Source organism: Pseudomonas serbica, from assembly GCF_028823535.1.
Lineage (GTDB): Bacteria > Pseudomonadota > Gammaproteobacteria > Pseudomonadales > Pseudomonadaceae > Aquipseudomonas > Aquipseudomonas serbica.
In genome coordinates this window covers 1-17,053 of the sequence record NZ_JAQIYM010000023.1, presented here as the reverse complement: position 1 = coordinate 17,053, position 17,053 = coordinate 1, and the positions used below count along the sequence as shown (strand labels likewise).

The following is a 17,053-nucleotide window of genomic DNA, read 5'->3' as shown; positions in this document are numbered from 1 at the left end:
TATTTCGAGCGTCAATCAGAAGGTGGTCTTGAACGAGGCCGTGACCATCCCGCGGTCTTTCAGCAGCGGCGCCAGGCCGGACTGCGAAGTGATCTGGCCGGGAATGCAGCGGTACTGCCCACCGCTACCGGGGGTGTTGTTGTCGAAGCCGGTTTCACAGGTATTGAAGGGGCCAAAGGAGTCCACGTACTTGAGGTCGAACTTGTACTTTTGATACACGTCCGCGGCGACGCCGATGGCGTAGCTGCCAGCGTCCTCGCTGCCACCGAGCTGCACGGCCGAGTTGCCCTTGAGGCCGACGTTGTAGGACATGGGCATGGACATATCGACACCCGGGAACACCTGGAACCAGGTCGGAGTGAAGTTGGTGGAGATGGAGTAGGCATTGGTGTCGACCTTGTCGACCCCCTGGTAGCTGGAGTTGCCCTTGAACGACTGCTTGCCCTTGTCGACGCTGACCAGATGGGTCATCGCGCCTTCGACAGCCAGCGAGGACGAGTCCCACAACGGGGTACTGCCAAAGCTCACCAGGCCGTTGAGTACCACGTGGAAAGTCTTGCCGCGGGCGGTGCCGGTGTCGCCTCGGGTTGGCACGGCACTGATCAGGTTGTCGCCGTTGACCAGGCCCTGTTCCGCCTGCGCACTCAAGGTCGGGTTGATGGTGGTGAAGTTGCTCAGCAGCGGCATGTTCTCGCGGTAGTTCACATCGAGGCCGACGCTGACCGGGCCCACGGCCTTGGACAGACTGATGCCGTAGATGTCGATGTCATCGGCGTACGCAGCCAAGTATTCAGCGCCGTCGAGACCCGGCAGGCCTGGCGTCTGCAGGTTGGGCGCATTGATCAGCACCACCGGCATCGGGTCCGAGGTCTTGCGGTAGTAGAAGCCCAGGGTGCCATCCAGCCACTGCGGGCTCCACTTGGCCATCAGCCCGAAGTCGCCAGTGTTGTGCGGCTTGAGGTCATGCCCGCGCGGCGTACCGTAGAACGCCCCGGCCCCGTTCAACGCCGTCGGCACCGGCAGCCAGAACACTTCCCCGCCTTCGCCGAACATGTCGTAGCCGCCCATGTAGGTGCCACCCTCGGGCAGACGGGTGTTGCGGAACTCCAGGAAGTATTGCGCGCCCAGGGTCAGCTCAGGGTTGACCGTGAACGACATGGACAGCTGGTTGCGCGGCAGGAACAGCTCTTTGGTCTCGGTGCCGGGCACGTTGTACAACTTGGCCAGGTCCAGGGCCGACTGACCGTAGTTGATGCCGTTGGCCGCGTTGAACAGGGTCTCGCCCCAGTACATGTTGTGCCGGCCGAGCTTGGCGCTGAACATCGACTCCTCGCCGACCTCGGTGCTGTAGAACACAAAGGCATCGAGAATCTCGCCGGAGGGACCGTTGTAATAACGATCTGTGTAGCCGCTCAGGCCATGCTTGCGGGCCGTGTGGCCGTTCAGCGAATCGCCGGGCTGGATCGCCCCGGACTGCCGCGCCGCGACCAGGTTGCCGGCATTGTCCGCCTGCCCTGGAAAAGGGTTGGAATTGGAGCCGACATTGTCATAGGCATGGTCGTACCAGCTCGCGGTACTGACCCGAAAACCCATCTGGCGTTGATAGACCACGTCCAGCTCGGTCAGCAGGTCGACCCGCTGGGTCACCGCACTGCCGACACTGAAATTCTTGTCACCGTCGTTGTAGTTGGAGGCGCTGGCAATCTTCGAATTCTCGCCTTCCACCCGTTGACCGTAACTGGTCTTCAGGGTGTTATCGAAACGCACGGCCCAATTCTCACTATCACCGAATTCAAAGGCCTGGGCAGCCGGCATGGACGCGAACAATGTGGCGCTGGCCAGCAGGCTCAGATGCAGCGGACAGGGTCTTGTCGTGGTGTGCATTGCGTTGTCTCCGTTTTTTGTTGTTTTTGTTTTTTGGCGCTAACAACGGGCTCGCATCCGGTCCTGGTGCCGCTGCGAGTTTTCTTCAGGCGGTTTGATTCAGGCGTTTGCGACTAGCGATCGAGCGTGCGGATAAAGTCTTCGGCCTGCGGCCACTCGCCGTATCCGGCGGCAGGATTGAGATGGCCGACGGCACCGAGATTGACCAGTTGACCGCCCCATTGCGCGGCCATCCGGGTCACGGCTTCGAGGCTTGCAAGGTGGTCGTTGGTACTGGCCGCGACGATCGCCGGGAACGGCAGAGGTCCGTTTGGCAACGGGTCCCAGCCATTGGCCCGCAGGTTCTCCGGGGTTGGATAACCGGCTGGCCAGTTGGCCTCGAGGTCCGGCGGCGCGGCCAGCAAGGCGCCCTTGATCGGACGGTCATGACGGGCGGCCCAGTGCACCACCATCAGCACACCGGCGCTGTGGGCCACCAGGATCACCGGGCCGGAAATTTTCTCCAGTTCGCTCTGGATCGCTTCCACCCGAGCCGCCAGGCTGAGCTTGTTGTCTTCCAGTGGCGGCACCGAGCGGACGTTGTCCAGCTTCGCTTCAAGCAAGGTTTGCCAATGCGCTGGCACGTGTTCGCGCAGGCCGGGAACTATCAAAATCGTGGTGTCATTCATCGCGTTTTTTACCCTCGAACAATCCATCGAGCGGGTCCGCCAACATTCCGAACCCTGCCAGCAGCACAGTAGGATTCGCCTTGTCGGCGCGCGTTACATTTGGCGTCAGCCACTTCCCTTTTGGTGACAGCGCCGCAGAATCGCCCCGGGAGATTTACCGCGCCCGGAGCTTTTCATTTCGCGATCAAGTCTCTATAACTGGCAGGGAACCGCGACAGCGAGAGCGCATTTGTCACCACCTGGAATGTAGTCACGCCATGCCCGTACAAGCACGAACCGCCGTACTGACCAACTATCTGGACGTCGCTCGCCACCTACGGCTGAACGCGGTCGCCCTGTTGGCCGAAGTCGGCTTGAGCCCCGCGATGCTGAGCGATCAGAGCCAACGTATCCCGGCCACCGCCAGCATCATCCTGCTGGAAAAATCGGCGCGCCTGAGCGGTTGCGAAACCCTCGGCCTACGCATGGCCGAGCTGCGTCAACTGGCGGATTTTGGCGAAGTGAGCCTGCTGCTCAGTCATCAGAGCACCCTGCGCGATGCGCTGGATGTGATCGTGCATTACCGGCGGCTGATCAACGAGTCACTGGCGATCTACATCGAGGAAACCGGCAACACGGTGATCATTCGCGAAGAGCTGGTGACCGACATGGGCACTAACAACCGCCAGTCCATCGAACTGGCCATCGCCGTGATGCACCGCTTTTGCGCCGCCCTGCTCGGCACACACTGGCACCCGATCACGGTCTGTTTCACCCATGACGCGCCGGCGGACCTCTCGGTGCATCGCCGCATCTTCGGCTGCAAGCTGGAGTTCGGCTGCGAGTTCAACGGCATCGTCTGTCCCGCCGCCAACCTCGACACCACCATCCCCCTGGCCAATGCGGCCATGGCCCGCCATGCGCAACGCTACATGGATTCGCTGCTGGGCAAGGACGATCACTCCGTGGCGTTCGAGGTGCGCAAATCCATTTACCTTCTGCTCCCCATGGGCCGCGCGACCATCGCGCAGATTGCCCAGAGCCAGGGCATGAACGTACGCACCCTGCAGCGCCGCCTGGGCGAAGAAGACGCCAGTTTCAGCGAGTTGATCAGCAGCGTGCGCCGCGACCTGGTGGTGCGCTACCTGGAGAACCCCGGCTACTCGTTGGGACGGATCGCCGACATGCTCGGCTACTCCATGCCCAACTCCTTCACGCGCTGGTTCATCTCCCAGTTCAACATGCCGCCGGCTGCGTGGCGCAGTGAACGCAAGATTGTGCCGCGCAAGGAGGCTTGATACCTGGCCTGGTGTTTGTCAACGGAGTACATATCCGTTGCTGCGGTAACGGCCGCTTATGGTTCCGCTCTTACAGCGGGTCACCTCGCTCCGGTGCTGCTCCGTGGGGGCAAGAAAATCAAAAGCCAGAGCAACGGCCAAAGCGAGGCGCCCTATGGGCCGACCTGATCTCAAGTGAACGCATTCCCCTGTAGGAGCTGGCTTGCCAGCGAAGGTCGTCAACGATGACGCGCTCTGTCTGAGTGACCGCGTTGTCCAGACGCTTTTCGCGAGCAAGCTCGCTCCTACAAGTAGCTCCTACAGTGGATCGGGTACGGCCGCGAGAGATGGACCGTACAAAAAAAACGGTCATCTGCTGGAAAGACGACCGCAAAAAGGAGCAAATCCCGGGACGTTCGCCTACAAGCCCCAACGCATCAACAACAGCACCAACACGACGAGAAAGACCGTCTCCCCCACCATCAGCAAAATGGGCTTGATCCCCACCGCCGCAAGCTCCCTGAGCTGAGTCTTCATCCCCAGCGCGCTGATGGCAATGACCAGGCACCAGCGCGAAAGATCATTGGTCAAACCCTGCACAGCCGGAGCAATCCAGCCAGTACTGTTGATGCACGCAAGCATCAAAAAGCCCACCGCAAACCAAGGCAACAACGGCGGTCGTTTACCCGTCGGATCAACACCCTGCCTGCGGGCAATCATCGCCGCGCAAACGATCACCGGCAGCAGCATGGCCACTCGCATCAACTTGACCACAGTGGCCGTATCGCCGGTCTCGGTCGACAGGCTGTAGCCGGCGCCCACCACCTGGGCCACATCGTGAATGGTGGCGCCAAGAAACACCCCGGCCGACTGCGGATCGAGCTCAAGCCAGTTGGCGATCATCGGGTAAAGAATCATGGCCAGGGTCGACAGCGCCGACACACCGATCACCGTGAACAGCGTGGCCCGCTCTTTCTGCGGATGATGGGGAAAGGACGCCGCCAATGCCAAGGCCGCGGAGGCGCCGCAAATGGCCGTGGCGCCGCCGGTGAGCATGCCAAACAGGCGCTGGAAGCCCATGGCCCTGGCCGCCACCATCGACACGACGATGGTCACCACCACTGAGATCACCACCAGGGCCGCCGGTTTCCAGCCCAGCGCGGCGATCTGTTCGAGGGTGATGCGCATGCCTAGCAACGCCACGCCGATGCGCAGCACCGTGCGTGAGGTGAACTCGATACCGATCTTGCACTTGCCGTCGGCGGCGAGAAAATTCACCGCCATGCCGAGCAGCAACGCGAACAGCATCACCGGCGCGCCATAGTGCTCGGAAAGGAAACTCGCCGCCGCGGCAACGATCAGGCTGACGATGAAACCGGGGATCAGTTCCTGCACACGGCTTTGAACATCAGCCAGGGCAATGGCACTCATGAGGCGGGTTCCTTGCAAGCGATGACGATGAACACCTGGCCGTCGACCACCTCGACCGGGTAGCTGCCGACCTTCACGCTGCTCGAATTCAGCAGGCAGCCGCTCGCCAGGTCGAAGCGCAGGCCGTGGGCAAGGCACTGGATGACCCGGCCCTCCAGCCGACCACCACAGAGTGATGCCCCCTGATGCGGACAGCTGTCGTCGATGGCGTAGAGTTGGCCGGCGACATTGAACAGCGCCAGGCTGCGGCCCTCAGGCTCAAACAGCGTGCGCAGGCCTGGTGCCGGGACTTTCTCAGGCGGTACCGCGATGCGCCGACTCATGCCGATTGACTCCCGGCCGCGTCCTGCTCAAGGGTCTGCTCCATCGCCCGCAACAGCACCTCGGCCGGCTGTGCACCGGACAGCGCCTGGCGACGGTTGAAGATGAAATACGGCACGCCCCTGGCGCTCATACCGCCATCGTTGTAGGGGAAGCGAGCGCCCTCCAGACAGTCGGCCAGGGCCGCACGCGAGTAACCACAGGACTCGGCGATCGACAGCAGGGTGGCACTGTTCCCGAGGTCCTCGCCTTGATGAAAATAGGCGGAGAACAGCCGCTCCAGCAAGGCATCGCGCTGCGCCACGCTGCCCAGTTCAGCGGCACGCTCCAGCAGACGATGGGCATCGGCGGTGTTGGGCATGGTGCTGATGCCATTGAAGTCGATGCTCACGCCGACGCTGGCCGCGGCCTGGCGGACTTGCGCCTGGCGCGCTTGCACCGCCTCGGCACTGCCCAGTCGCTGGCGGTAGAACTCGACAAAAGGCACGCCCTGCGCCGGCAGGTGCGGCAGCAGCTGTACGCCATGCCAGGCCAGCGCCACCTCGACTTGCGGGTGGCGGGCGCGCAACTGCGTGAGTGCGCGTTCAAGTTGGCGCTTGCCTATCAGGCACCATGGGCAAATGAAGTCGAAGAACACATTGATGCGCAATGGCCCCGTCACGACGACACCTCCATCGCGGCTTTGCCCGGCGCCTCTGCGACCTTCCCGCCCTGAACGCGTGCAATGTCGTCGAGATAGTGACAACGGATATAGAAAAACACCGCCGCTGCCGCGATGCTCATCAGCGGTATCAACTGGAAGGCGCCATGCAGGCCGATCAGGTCAGACACCCGGCCGGTGAGGAAAGGCCCCGGGGCCAGGCCGATCAGATTGTTGACCAGGGTCAGGGTGGCAAACGCGGTGCCATGCACTTTGTAGTGGGTCAGGTTGGCGATCGTGGCAATGGTCGGGCCGTTGATGCCCGTCACCAACAGCATCGCCAGGCCGATCAGCACCAACTGCAGCGTGCCAACGGGCTGCATCAGGGCCAGCGACATCAACAGGCAACTGCCCAGGCAGAACACCATGGACATCTCGATCTTGCGCAACGGCGATTGCCGGCTCAGGCGATCACTGAGCATGCCGCACAGAATCGCTCCGACACCGCAGCACAACACCATGACGCCCGCCATGACGCCCGCCTTGCCCTCGCCCATCGCGTAATAGCGGTTGAAATAGCTCGGCATCCACACAATCATGCTGCCGACCACGAATGTCTGCAGGCCGCTGGCGATGTAGGCAGCGATCACCGAACGCGTTCCGTACAGGGTGCGCAGAGGGCGCTCGGCTGTGGCCTTGTTGGCGATCGTGGCCAGACGCTGCGGGGCAATACGCGCTTCCTTGACGATGATCGGGTACAGCGCCGCCAGCACCAGGCCGAACAGCGCCATGCTGGCGAACGACCAACGCCAGCCCAGCTTCACCGCGATTGCCCCGCCGATGGAGATGCCCAGCACCGAGCCGAACATGGCGCCCGCCATGAAGGCACTGGCGAGGGTCGCCCGCATGCTCTTGGGAAAGACCGACACCACCACGGCGACGCCGACGCTGCCGTAGGCCGCCTCGCCGACGCCGACCAAGAAGCGCGCAAACAGCATTTCCGGGTAGTTCTGGGCCAGTGCACAGCCCAGGGTTGCCAGGCTCCACAGGCCAGCCATCAACGCCAGGCTCTTGACCCGGCCAAAGCGGTCGGCCAGCAGCGACAGGGGAATCGTCAGCAGGCCGACCATCAGCGCGACGATGCCGCTGAGCAGGCCGAGCTGGCCGTCGCTCAGGGTCCACTCGTTCTTGAGAATCGGGAACACGGCATTGAGTACCTGCCGTGACATGTAATCGGAAATCAACAGGCCAAAGGTCAGCACAAACACAATCCAGGCGTACCGACGTGGAATGCCAATTGAAGTATCCATTTCATCGGCCACAGTACTGTGATGAAACGCCATGCTGCCTCCTCGGTGTCTAGCACCCGTTTTGTTATTGTTTTTTGGTCTTGCTCACGCGCTCAGCCGAACCGAGGCAGGCCGCCATTGGCCGCCTGCCCCGCACAGCGGATCAGCCGCGTTGTGGTACGCCCTTCTGCCCCTGCTTGCGGTTCGGTGCCATGCCGTTGGCCAACAGGGTTTCTTCAACGGTCTCGTACTGCACGCCGATACGGTAGATGTCGCGCGCCTCTTTGCCAGTGGCGATTTCACGACCCAGCTCGTGGGCGATGCGCACCGTCTGCTTGACCTGCTCGACGGAAGAGAAGCGCTTGCCGTGCTGGTCGATGATGGTGTCTTCGTTGCCCAGGCGTGGGTGCAAGCCCATGGCCATGGCGATGGTGTTGAGTGGCAGCACGTTCTTGAGCAACGACTCGGCCGTCAGGGTGCAACGGTCCGGCACACGGTTGATGAAGTTCATCAGGTTCATCGGGTTCGGGCCATCGAAACCGCCACCGATGCCGATCCAGGTCAGGTTCAGCGGGCCCTTGTAGATGCCCTTGCGCACCAGGCGCTCCAGGGTTTCATAGGCATGAATACCGGTCAGCTGGAAGTGCGGCTGGATATTGCTCGCCTGCAGGCGCTTGAGGTGCTCGGCGACAAAGGCAGGCCCGGCCGGCACGGTCATTTCGCTGTAGGCGGCATAGGTGGCCGGCTCCAGCAGCGAGGTGCCTTCGATGCCTTCCGGGAACAACAGCTCGGTGATGGTCATCTGGATGGTGTTGATGGCGATGGTGACCTGGTCCGGCTTGGGCATCAGGTCCGCGAGCATGTGCCGGGTGTCGTCGGACAGCCACAGGGCTTCGGCACCGTCACCTTCAGGGGCAAAGGAAATCGAGCCGCCGACCTGGATGATCATGTCCGGCACGGCTTCACGCACACCGGCGATCAACTCGTTGAACTTGGACAGGCGCTTGGAGCCTTTGCCGTCCAGCTCGCGGACATGCAAGTGCAACACGGTGGCGCCGGCTTCATAGCAGTCGACTGCCGCCTGCACGTGCTCGTCCATGGTCAGCGGAATGTCTTCCGGGAAGTCGCCAGGCATCCATTGTGGAGCGTAAGGGGCGACGGTAATCACCACTTTTTCCATGGTGTCCGGGTGCAGGGAATCGTCGAAAAACTGCATGGTTATCTCCTGTTTTTGTTTTTGCCTGCCCGACAGGCTGTACGGAGCAGGCCTTGGCGTGGGTGCAGGTGGAGTGGCTCAGTAGGTCTTTTCGCCAATGATCCCGGCGCGTTCCATCTTGCGATGACAGGGCGGGTAATCCATCACGGCGTAATGCTGGGTGCTGCGGTTGTCCCAGATCGCGATGCTGTTAGGCTTCCAACGCCAGCGCACCTGGTACTCCGGAATGCTGGCTTGGCTGGTCAGGTAGCGCAGCAGCTCGGAGGAACCCTGGCTGAAATCCTGGCCGACACGCACCCGCTCGGCGGTGTGGAAGTTGGTGAAGTGGGTGGTGAACGAATTGACGAACAGCACCTGTTCACCAGTTTCGGGATGGATGCGCACCACCGGGTGCTCGGCGTCCGGGTACCTGGCCTTGAGCGCGAGGCGTTTTTCGATCGGCATCGCCGCGCCAAAGGTCGCCTCGATGCTGTGCCGGGCGCGCAGGCCTTCGATCCTGGCTTTCACGTCGCTGGGCAGATGCTTGTAGGCCTCGACCATGTTGGCCCACATGGTGTCGCCACCCACCGGTGGGCACTCCAGGCAGCGCAGCACGGCCCCCAGCGGCGGCGCCTCGCGCCAGGTGGCGTCGGTGTGCCAGGAGTTCTCGTAGCGGTCGACCGGGCTGTCCGGATTCTTGTAGACCTGCACCAACCCGGGATACTCGGGGTGGCTGCCGACCACCGGGTGGTCCTCCAGTTCGCCAAAGCGCTGGGCAAAGGCCACATGCTCGGCCCGACTGATGTCCTGGTCACGCAGGAACAGCACGCGGTGCTTGAGCAACTGCGCGCGGATCTCGGCGAACAGGCCGTCGTCATGGACGGCATCGGCGAGGTTCACGCCGATCAGTTCGGCGCCAATGCTGCAGGTGAGTTGTTCGACTTGCATGGCGGCAGACCTCCTTAGATGACGAAGATCGATGAACCGGTGGTCTTGCGCGACTCCAGATCACGGTGCGCCTGCACGGCGTCGAGCAAACCGTAATGCTGGTTGATCTCGATCTTGATCTTGCCGCTGCCGACCAGACCGAAGATCTCACCGGCCAGCTCAGCCTTCTCGGCCGGGTCGGCGATGTAGTCGGCCAGTGCCGGACGGGTCATGAACAGTGAGCCTTTCATCGCTAACTGTGCCGGGCTGAAGGGCGGAATCGGGCCGGATGCGGTACCGACGCAAACCATCAGGCCGCGACGTTTGAGGGAGTCCAGCGAGCCCTCGAAGGTGCTCTTGCCGACGCTGTCGAACACTACGTTGACGCCGACGCCGTCGGTCAATTCACGCACGCGCCTGGCCACATCTTCATGGCTGTAATTGATCACGTGATCGCAACCATGAGCCCGGGCGAGCTCTGCCTTGGCCTCGCTGGACACGGTGCCGATCACGTTCAGGCCGAGCAATTTTGCCCACTGCGAAACGATCAGGCCGACACCACCGGCGGCCGCGTGCAGCAGGATGCTGTCACCGGCCTTGAAGTCATAGATGCGCCGCATCAGGTAGGCCGAGGTCAGCCCGCGCATGGTCATGGCCGCGGCGTTCTCGAAGGAAATACTTTCCGGCAGTTTGATCAGTGGCGCAGCCGGGATCAGACGTTCGGTGCTGTAGGCGCCAAGGGTATTGGTGAAGCCGGTATAGGTTACCCGGTCCCCGACCACCACATTGCTCACGCCCTCGCCCACGGCTTCCACTACACCGGAGGCTTCAACGCCGATGCCATTGGGCATCGGGATCGGATAGGTGCCATTGCGAAAGTAGGTGTCGGCATAGTTGAGGCCGACCGCCACGTGGCGCAGTCGAACCTCACCGGGACCTGGATCACCGACCTCGACCTCTTCAAAACGAAGAACCTCGGGACCACCGGTTTCGTAAAATCGTACGACTTGAGCCATGCTTTTTTTCTCCAATCAGCGTTCTGGGTGCACTGCGGCGATTACGTGATTGGAATGTAAGCTTCAGGCTGCCTGAACGCATCTCATCGAACGACAGCGCCGTCACATTTGGTGACAGGCGCTGGTGCTCGACTGGTAGCCACGTAAATTTGGCAAACGGCATACCATAATACAAGGCATCTAAAGGGTCTCGCTGGGGTCGCCTCTGTCATCGATTGCTAAATCACTGACGCTCAATGAGAAGCAGACACCCCGCACCTGGGGATACTGGTTGGCTCATCGAACAGTCTCGCGACACGTCTAGACCGATGCCTTTGCGCCCTGATGGGGGCTATCGGTTGCATCTCAGAAAAACAATCAAAGAGAGCGCAGCATGAAGTTCAGTTTTATCGATACCGGCAAGCCCACCCGACGGCGCGTTTTGCGCGATGCCTTGGCCCTGGCCGTGGCCGCCTCCCCCTTGGCCAGCCTCGCCCGGGCAGCCGACGAAAGCGCCGAGGACGTGACATTCGCGGCGGGTCCACGGCCGCTGGTGCAGTATCCGCAAAAACGCCCCTTGACCCTGGTAACCACTCGCCCACCGCACCTGGAAACGCCCTTCACGGTGTTCAACGAAGGGCCGATCACGCCCAACGACGCCTTTTTCGTGCGTTACCACCTGGCCAATTTCCCCACCAGCATCGATCCAGACAGCTACCGGCTGACGGTCAAGGGCGCGGTCGACACTCCGTTGTCACTGTCCCTGGTCGAGCTCAAGGCGCTGGCGGAGCCGGTGGAAGTGGTGGCGGTCAATCAATGTTCGGGCAACAGCCGCGGCTTCTCGATGCCCCGGGTGTTCGGCGCGCAGTTGGGCAACGGCTCGATGGGCAATGCACGCTGGGTGGGCGTGCCGCTCAAGGCCGTACTGGAGAAAGCGGGGGTGAAGGCCGACGCCAGACAAGTGACCTTCCGCGGCCTCGACAAGCCGGTGCTGCCAAGCACCCCGGAGTTCATCAAGGCCCTGGACATCGGCCACGCCATGGACGGTGAGCCGATGATCGCCTGGTCGATGAACGGCACCGACCTGCCCTTCCTCAACGGCTACCCGATACGCCTGGTGGTGCCCGGTTATTTCGGCACCTACTGGGTCAAGCACCTGAGCGAGATCGAAGTCGTCGACCATACCTACGACGGTTTTTTCATGGCCAAGGGTTACCGGGTGCCGGACAACGATTGTTTCTGCATCGCCCCCGGCACCACGCCGGCGCAAACCAAACCGATTTCCAAACTGCCGGTACGCAGCTTCATCACCAGCGTCAAACACGGCGATGTGTTGCCGTTGAAAAAAAGCGTGTTGCTCAAGGGCATCGCGTTCGACGGCGGTACCGGGGTCAACAAGGTCGAACTGTCCATCGACGGTGGAAAAAACTGGCGTGAAGCCACGCTTGGCCAGGACCTCGGCCGTTACTCCTTCCGCGAGTGGACGCTGGCGATCACCTTTACCCGCAAGGGCGCCACCCAACTGATGGTGCGCGCCAGCAACAGCGCGGGCGAGACCCAACCGCTGCAAGCCGACTGGAACCCAGCCGGCTATCGCCGGCACGTCGTCGAAACCAGCCACGTGACCGTCGCCTGAGGAGAGCCGGATGAAATCCATGAAACTCATGAGCCGCTGGCTGTGCGCGGCGCAAATCTGCCTGGCGGGCATCGCCTGCGCAGCGCCCCTGTCGATCACCCTGCCGCCGGAGACGGCAGCGTTGAAGCCCAGTACCCTGCCGGGCTACCCGCTGGCCCAGCAGAAGTGTTCCACCTGCCATTCCGCCGACTACATCAACTTCCAGCCACCGGGCATGAGCCTGGCGCAGTGGACGGCGGAAGCGGGCAAGATGCAGCACGTGTACGGTGCGCCGATCAGCGATCAGGACGTGACCATTATCGGCGCCTACCTGGCGGCCACCTACGGCAGTGCCAAGGCGAGCGATGCCGATGTGCTGGCCGCCTCGAACCCGACGGCGGGCCAACCTGCCCCAGCCCCGGTGGCAAAAGTCGACGCCACGACCTTGCTTGAGAACAACGCGTGCCTGTCCTGCCACGCCATCGATCACAAGGTAGTCGGCCCGGCTTATCACGATGTGGCGGCCAAATACGCCAATGACCCCCAGGCCCTGACCAAGCTGACGTCGAGCATCCAGCACGGCGGCAGCGGCAAATGGGGGGACATCCCGATGCCGCCCTTCGCGCAGTTGAGCAACGACGAGCTGAACAGCCTGGCGACCTTCATCCTGCAGCAGTAAACCCGCGCTTGAGCAAGCAGGGCCAAGTCGACCTGGCCCTGCCTGCGCTCAGTTGATGCCCTGCCCCAGCGTCACGCCATTAACGACTTCGCCATACAGGTTGACCCCATCGCCCTGGTGGTATTTCTCCCGGGTCTTTTCCACGGAGCCATCGACCAGGCGCGGATCCTGGGGGCGCTCGTGACTGTTGATCCAGGCCGCCACATGCCAGGCCTCGTCATCCGACAGCGAACCGCCCTTGCCCAGCGGCATGTTCTGCTTGATGAAGCCCGCCGCCGTGTTGATACGGTGCATGCCAGCACCCCAGTTGTAGGAGTCCTTGCCCCAAAGCGGTGGAAACACGAATGTGCCTGCGGCCTGCTGGCCCTGCCCTTGCGCGCCATGGCAAATGGCACATTGCTCGGCATAGATTTGTTTCCCTTTCACCAGGTCGAAGCCTTTTTCCGGGGCCGGGATAACCGGATAGAGGCGCCCCGGCAGTTCCTCACCCACAGGCGCCTTGGTTGCGAGCCAATAGGCGTAGGTGCCGAGTGCTTTCATCACATGGCTGTCACTGGCGGGTGCCTTGCCGTTCATGCTGAATTCGAAGCAGCCCTGCATGCGCTCGGTGAACGTATTGACCTTGTTGTTCTTTTTTCGATAGGCGGGGTACATGCCATAGGCCCCCCACAGCGGCGCTGAATCCGCCTTGCGACCTTGATCGAGGTGGCAGTTGCTGCAGTTGAGTCCGTTACCCACGAACTCGGCGGCATTTTTCCGGGTGTCGACAAAGATGTCCCGACCTTCGCGCACCAGCTCGCCAAAGGCGTTGTCGGGCAGTTGCGCTTCCTGGGGCGGCGTAAAAACCCCGGGCCTGACTGGCTCAGCCGGCTCGGCCGCCGCCACAGGTACCTTCGCGACCGTCACCCCGTCGCGTTCTTCGTAGTACGTTTTGGCGGCCAGAAGCGGTACCGCAATCACGATGCCAAGGCAGACCTTCAGTGCATTGTTCATGGCTTGCCCTCCCCGCCCAGGCCGGCGAAATAGGCTGACAGATCCTTGATTTCAGTATCACTGAGGGAGCGCGCGATATGCCCCATCAAATCATTGGGATCATTCTTGCGCGTACCACTGCGCCAGGCATTGAGCTGTGCCGCGATGTACACGCCCGACTGGTCTAACAGTGGTGGAAAACTTTCTCCCACGCCGCTGTTGCCCACCCCGTGGCAGGCGACACAAGCCGGAATATTGCGACTCCAGTCGCCTTGTTTCACCAACTTCTCAGCGGCGCTGCCCACACTTCCCGTGGGGGCCAGATCAGCACTGGAAGCCGCGATAGCCAAGGCACCGAGATAGCTCGCCACCGCCTTGCCTTCGGGATCGGTCAGCGCCGCTGCGATCGGTTGCATCACGGCATTGCTGCGTTTGCCTGAGCGGAAATCCTCGAGCTGCTTCACCAGGTATCCCGGGGACAAACCCGCCAGCCGGGGAAACCCGGCGCTACCGACGCCCATCCCGTCGGGCCCATGACAGGTGGCGCAAGCCAGGGCGGCGGGTGACTCACCGCCCTGGGTGTAGATTTTCTGTCCCTGGGGATCGGCCTGTGCTGCTGTCGCCAGCAAGAAGACACACAGGCCAACGCGGGTCTTGCGACCGGATCTCTGGGCAAATTTCATGGTTTTCGACTCCTTTCTGCGGCCAATTCAAGTTAATCCTTAACAGGTACGCAGGCCTTCCTCAGCGTACTTCCTCGTTCTCGTCCTGAGGTGATGATTGCAGCGCACATTCCCCTAGCCAGTTCATGAACACCAGCAGTCGCTTGGGCACCGTTCCCAGCGGCGGCTGTACCAGATGATAGTCGTAGTGGCCAGAACAGCCGAAGCCAGCGAGGGGCAGGACCAGCTCGCCGCTGTCCACCCATGGCGTGGGGGTCATCTGTGCGGGAGGAGCCTTCCTGCGCGGTCAGGCGAACGGTGTCAGGATCTGGCCCATTGTGGGCTGACCTGACCTTAACTGTTTCCACTTGGAACCGCGAACAGCGCATGAGCCGTGCCGAGACGATCTTTCTCGAAAGCCTGCACCAACGGCTAACCGTCTGAGCCGATGATTTTCTGCGGATAATAGAACGCTTATACGTGAGGATCGCCCGCTGCCTTGCTCGGCACGGCGTATTGCGGTTTGAGATGGCCGTCTTGATCGAGTAGCCAGGCGTCCATGATCTGCCGCACCACGGGACCGGCGACACGACCACCCGCCTCGCCGTTTTCGATCATCACCGAAATCACGATCTGCGGATGTTCGGCCGGGGCGAAACCGACGAACAAGGCGTTGTCTCGATTGCGTTCGCGGGTTTTCGCGCGGTTGTAGCGCTCGCCTTGCTTGATCGCCACCACTTGCGCGGTGCCGCTCTTGCCGGCGATACGGTACTGGGCGCCCGCCGCTGCCGCCCGAGCAATCCCGCGGGCATCGTGCATTACCATCTGCATGCCGTGGTTGACCTGCTCCCAGTCGCGCGGGTCCTTGAGGAGAATATTCGGCATCGGATGCTCGTCCACTGGCGCCACACCGTCTACGGTCTTGGCCAGGTGCGGGCGGTTCCACACGCCTTTATTGGCAATCAGCGCCGTGGCCTGGGCCAGTTGCAGCGGCGTGACCTGCATATAGCCCTGGCCGATGCCGAGGATCACGGTTTCCCCCGGGAACCATGGCTGACGCCGCGTGGCGCGCTTCCAGGCCTGGGAAGGCATCAAGCCGGGAGACTCTTCGAACATGTCCAGCGAGACCTTTTCCCCGAGGCCGAACATGGCCATGTAGTCATGCAACCGATCGATGCCCAGCTTGTGCGCCAGGTCGTAGAAGTAGGTGTCGTTGGAGCGCATGATCGCCGCGTCCATGTCCACCCAACCGTCGCCGCTGTGGTTCCAGTTGCGGTACTTGTGGTCGAAGTCCGGGAGTTGGTAATACCCCGGATCGAAGACCCGGGTCTGCGGCGTGACGATGCCGGCGTCGAGCCCGGCAATGGCGACTTCCGGCTTGATGGTCGAGCCCGGCGCGTAGAGCCCGCGCAGCACGCGGTTGAACAGCGGCCGGTCGATGGAATCGCGCAGCGCCGAGTATTCCTTGGAGCTGATACCGGTGACGAACAGGTTCGGATCGAAACTCGGGTTGCTGACCATGGCCAACACTTCCCCGGTGGACGGATCGAGCGCAACCACGGAGCCACGACGATCGCCCAAGGCGTGCTCGGCGGCCTCCTGCAGCTTGACGTCCAGGCTCAGGACGATGCTTTCACCGGGCACCGGATCCGTGTGCTTGAGCACACGCAATACGCGGCCCTGGGCATTGGTCTCGACTTCCTCGTAACCGACATGGCCGTGCAGTTGCGACTCGTAGAATTTTTCGACCCCGGTCTTGCCGATGGATTGGGTACCTCGATACTCGACGGTATCCAGGACCTTGGACTCTTTCTCGTTGATCCGTCCAACGTAGCCGACCGAATGAGCAAAGTGCTCGCCCAACGGATAATGACGCACGAACTGCGGCTCGACATCGATACCCGGCAAGCGGAACTCGTTGACCGCCAGTACCGCGATCTGCTCCTCGCTCAGTTCATAGAACAACGTCACTGGCACGAACGGGTGCCGTGCCTGTTTCATCGCCTTGTCGAACTGCGTGCGGTCTTCAGCAGGCAGGTGCAGCAAGCTGACCACTTCGTCCAACTCTTGACTGACATCGGACGCTCGCTCGCGGGTGATGGTCAGGTTGTAGCTGGGCCGGTTGTCCGCCAGGACCACGCCATTACGGTCATAGATCAAGCCCCGGGTAGGGGTGATCGGCAGCACGTGGACGCGGTTGTTTTCGGAAATCGTCGAGTGATAGTCGAATTCCACCACCTGCAGGATGTACAGGCGAACCACCAGCGCGCAGGTGATGGCGACGACGAACAAGGCGCAGGCCATCAGTCTCTTGTTGACCAGACGCGTCTCTTTTTCGTGGTCTTTGATAGGAATCGGTTGGGGCATTTCTATAGCAGCTCTTTGAAAAGAAAACGCCGATCCCTGGGCTTGAAACAGTCCGTTAAAAAAACGAGCTGCACCATAGCAAAAACCGCCGGGTCACTTTCATGTCATTTTCTTTACGTAGGAGCGAGCTTGCTCGCTCCCGCAGAAAAAAT

At 61.8% G+C, this 17,053-nt stretch carries 16 protein-coding genes; 3 read left to right on the top strand and 13 right to left on the bottom strand.

From position 1 onward, the window contains the following. Positions 1-15: 15 nt before the first annotated feature. Both NQL71_RS28010 and NQL71_RS28005 read right to left on the bottom strand, forming a co-directional pair. Positions 16-1,884, bottom strand: coding sequence for a DUF1302 domain-containing protein (locus NQL71_RS28010; protein WP_046818018.1), 1,869 nt, complete (start codon positions 1,882-1,884; stop codon positions 16-18). A gap of 113 nt (positions 1,885-1,997) precedes the next feature. Next, entirely contained in the window at positions 1,998-2,552 is a 555-nt protein-coding gene (locus tag NQL71_RS28005; protein WP_046818019.1) for an RBBP9/YdeN family alpha/beta hydrolase, read from the bottom strand. Positions 2,553-2,809: 257 nt separating this feature from the next. Between NQL71_RS28005 and NQL71_RS28000 the strand changes: the two genes are divergently transcribed. After that, positions 2,810-3,829, top strand: a complete 1,020-nt coding sequence (locus tag NQL71_RS28000; protein ID WP_046818020.1) for an AraC family transcriptional regulator — start codon at positions 2,810-2,812, stop codon at positions 3,827-3,829. Positions 3,830-4,228: 399 nt separating this feature from the next. Here the strand turns inward: NQL71_RS28000 and NQL71_RS27995 are convergent, their stop codons facing one another. The 7 genes from NQL71_RS27995 to NQL71_RS27965 form a co-directional block, all read right to left on the bottom strand. Further along, entirely contained in the window at positions 4,229-5,239 is a 1,011-nt protein-coding gene (locus NQL71_RS27995) for a YeiH family protein (protein ID WP_274643679.1), read from the bottom strand. Beyond that, positions 5,236-5,562 carry a Rieske (2Fe-2S) protein gene (locus NQL71_RS27990; RefSeq protein ID WP_274643678.1) on the bottom strand — a complete coding sequence of 109 codons (327 nt, stop codon included), beginning with the start codon at positions 5,560-5,562 and terminating at the stop codon, positions 5,236-5,238. Before NQL71_RS27990 ends, NQL71_RS27995 begins: the two co-directional genes overlap by 4 nt. Beyond that, a complete protein-coding gene (locus tag NQL71_RS27985) occupies positions 5,559-6,221 on the bottom strand; it encodes a DsbA family oxidoreductase (protein WP_274643677.1) in 663 nt (220 codons plus the stop codon). Before NQL71_RS27985 ends, NQL71_RS27990 begins: the two co-directional genes overlap by 4 nt. Further along, a complete protein-coding gene (locus tag NQL71_RS27980) occupies positions 6,218-7,543 on the bottom strand; it encodes an MFS transporter (protein ID WP_046818024.1) in 1,326 nt (441 codons plus the stop codon). Before NQL71_RS27980 ends, NQL71_RS27985 begins: the two co-directional genes overlap by 4 nt. Positions 7,544-7,652: 109 nt before the next feature. Next, a complete protein-coding gene (locus tag NQL71_RS27975; RefSeq protein WP_046818025.1) occupies positions 7,653-8,705 on the bottom strand; it encodes a beta-keto acid cleavage family enzyme in 1,053 nt (350 codons plus the stop codon). 78 nt (positions 8,706-8,783) lie between these two features. After that, positions 8,784-9,632 carry a TauD/TfdA dioxygenase family protein gene (locus NQL71_RS27970; protein ID WP_166621968.1) on the bottom strand — a complete coding sequence of 283 codons (849 nt, stop codon included), beginning with the start codon at positions 9,630-9,632 and terminating at the stop codon, positions 8,784-8,786. Positions 9,633-9,646: 14 nt separating this feature from the next. Then, a complete protein-coding gene (locus NQL71_RS27965) occupies positions 9,647-10,627 on the bottom strand; it encodes a quinone oxidoreductase family protein (RefSeq protein ID WP_046818027.1) in 981 nt (326 codons plus the stop codon). A gap of 373 nt (positions 10,628-11,000) precedes the next feature. Between NQL71_RS27965 and sorA the strand changes: the two genes are divergently transcribed. Both sorA and sorB read left to right on the top strand, forming a co-directional pair. After that, a complete protein-coding gene (gene sorA, locus NQL71_RS27960; protein ID WP_274643676.1) occupies positions 11,001-12,242 on the top strand; it encodes a SorA family sulfite dehydrogenase catalytic subunit in 1,242 nt (413 codons plus the stop codon). 10 nt (positions 12,243-12,252) lie between these two features. Continuing rightward, positions 12,253-12,900 carry a SorB family sulfite dehydrogenase c-type cytochrome subunit gene (sorB, locus tag NQL71_RS27955; protein ID WP_274643675.1) on the top strand — a complete coding sequence of 216 codons (648 nt, stop codon included), beginning with the start codon at positions 12,253-12,255 and terminating at the stop codon, positions 12,898-12,900. Between the two features lie 48 nt (positions 12,901-12,948). On the opposite strand, the gene NQL71_RS27950 is transcribed toward sorB, so the two are convergent. The 4 genes from NQL71_RS27950 to mrdA all read right to left on the bottom strand — a co-directional run bounded on the left by NQL71_RS27950 (position 12,949) and on the right by mrdA (position 16,901). Then, positions 12,949-13,893, bottom strand: a complete 945-nt coding sequence (locus NQL71_RS27950; RefSeq protein ID WP_046818030.1) for a c-type cytochrome — start codon at positions 13,891-13,893, stop codon at positions 12,949-12,951. Continuing rightward, a complete protein-coding gene (locus NQL71_RS27945) occupies positions 13,890-14,555 on the bottom strand; it encodes a c-type cytochrome (RefSeq protein WP_248687947.1) in 666 nt (221 codons plus the stop codon). Before NQL71_RS27945 ends, NQL71_RS27950 begins: the two co-directional genes overlap by 4 nt. A 61-nt stretch (positions 14,556-14,616) precedes the next feature. After that, positions 14,617-14,814, bottom strand: a complete 198-nt coding sequence (locus NQL71_RS27940) for a hypothetical protein (protein WP_274643674.1) — start codon at positions 14,812-14,814, stop codon at positions 14,617-14,619. 194 nt (positions 14,815-15,008) lie between these two features. Next, entirely contained in the window at positions 15,009-16,901 is a 1,893-nt protein-coding gene (mrdA, locus tag NQL71_RS27935) for a penicillin-binding protein 2 (RefSeq protein WP_046818033.1), read from the bottom strand. Positions 16,902-17,053 lie beyond the last annotated feature (152 nt).

What these genes read in the sequence shown, in the direction of transcription:
- NQL71_RS28010 (WP_046818018.1), bottom strand. Translation starts at nt 1,884, where the DNA reads ATGCACACCACGACAAGACCCTGTCCGCTGCATCTGAGCCTGCTGGCC.
- NQL71_RS28005 (WP_046818019.1), bottom strand. Translation starts at nt 2,552, where the DNA reads ATGAATGACACCACGATTTTGATAGTTCCCGGCCTGCGCGAACACGTG.
- NQL71_RS28000 (WP_046818020.1), top strand. Translation starts at nt 2,810, where the DNA reads ATGCCCGTACAAGCACGAACCGCCGTACTGACCAACTATCTGGACGTC.
- NQL71_RS27995 (WP_274643679.1), bottom strand. Translation starts at nt 5,239, where the DNA reads ATGAGTGCCATTGCCCTGGCTGATGTTCAAAGCCGTGTGCAGGAACTG.
- NQL71_RS27990 (WP_274643678.1), bottom strand. Translation starts at nt 5,562, where the DNA reads ATGAGTCGGCGCATCGCGGTACCGCCTGAGAAAGTCCCGGCACCAGGC.
- NQL71_RS27980 (WP_046818024.1), bottom strand. Translation starts at nt 7,543, where the DNA reads ATGGCGTTTCATCACAGTACTGTGGCCGATGAAATGGATACTTCAATT.
- NQL71_RS27975 (WP_046818025.1), bottom strand. Translation starts at nt 8,705, where the DNA reads ATGCAGTTTTTCGACGATTCCCTGCACCCGGACACCATGGAAAAAGTG.
- NQL71_RS27970 (WP_166621968.1), bottom strand. Translation starts at nt 9,632, where the DNA reads ATGCAAGTCGAACAACTCACCTGCAGCATTGGCGCCGAACTGATCGGC.
- NQL71_RS27965 (WP_046818027.1), bottom strand. Translation starts at nt 10,627, where the DNA reads ATGGCTCAAGTCGTACGATTTTACGAAACCGGTGGTCCCGAGGTTCTT.
- sorA (WP_274643676.1), top strand. Translation starts at nt 11,001, where the DNA reads ATGAAGTTCAGTTTTATCGATACCGGCAAGCCCACCCGACGGCGCGTT.
- sorB (WP_274643675.1), top strand. Translation starts at nt 12,253, where the DNA reads ATGAAATCCATGAAACTCATGAGCCGCTGGCTGTGCGCGGCGCAAATC.
- NQL71_RS27950 (WP_046818030.1), bottom strand. Translation starts at nt 13,893, where the DNA reads ATGAACAATGCACTGAAGGTCTGCCTTGGCATCGTGATTGCGGTACCG.
- NQL71_RS27945 (WP_248687947.1), bottom strand. Translation starts at nt 14,555, where the DNA reads ATGAAATTTGCCCAGAGATCCGGTCGCAAGACCCGCGTTGGCCTGTGT.
- NQL71_RS27940 (WP_274643674.1), bottom strand. Translation starts at nt 14,814, where the DNA reads ATGACCCCCACGCCATGGGTGGACAGCGGCGAGCTGGTCCTGCCCCTC.
- mrdA (WP_046818033.1), bottom strand. Translation starts at nt 16,901, where the DNA reads ATGCCCCAACCGATTCCTATCAAAGACCACGAAAAAGAGACGCGTCTG.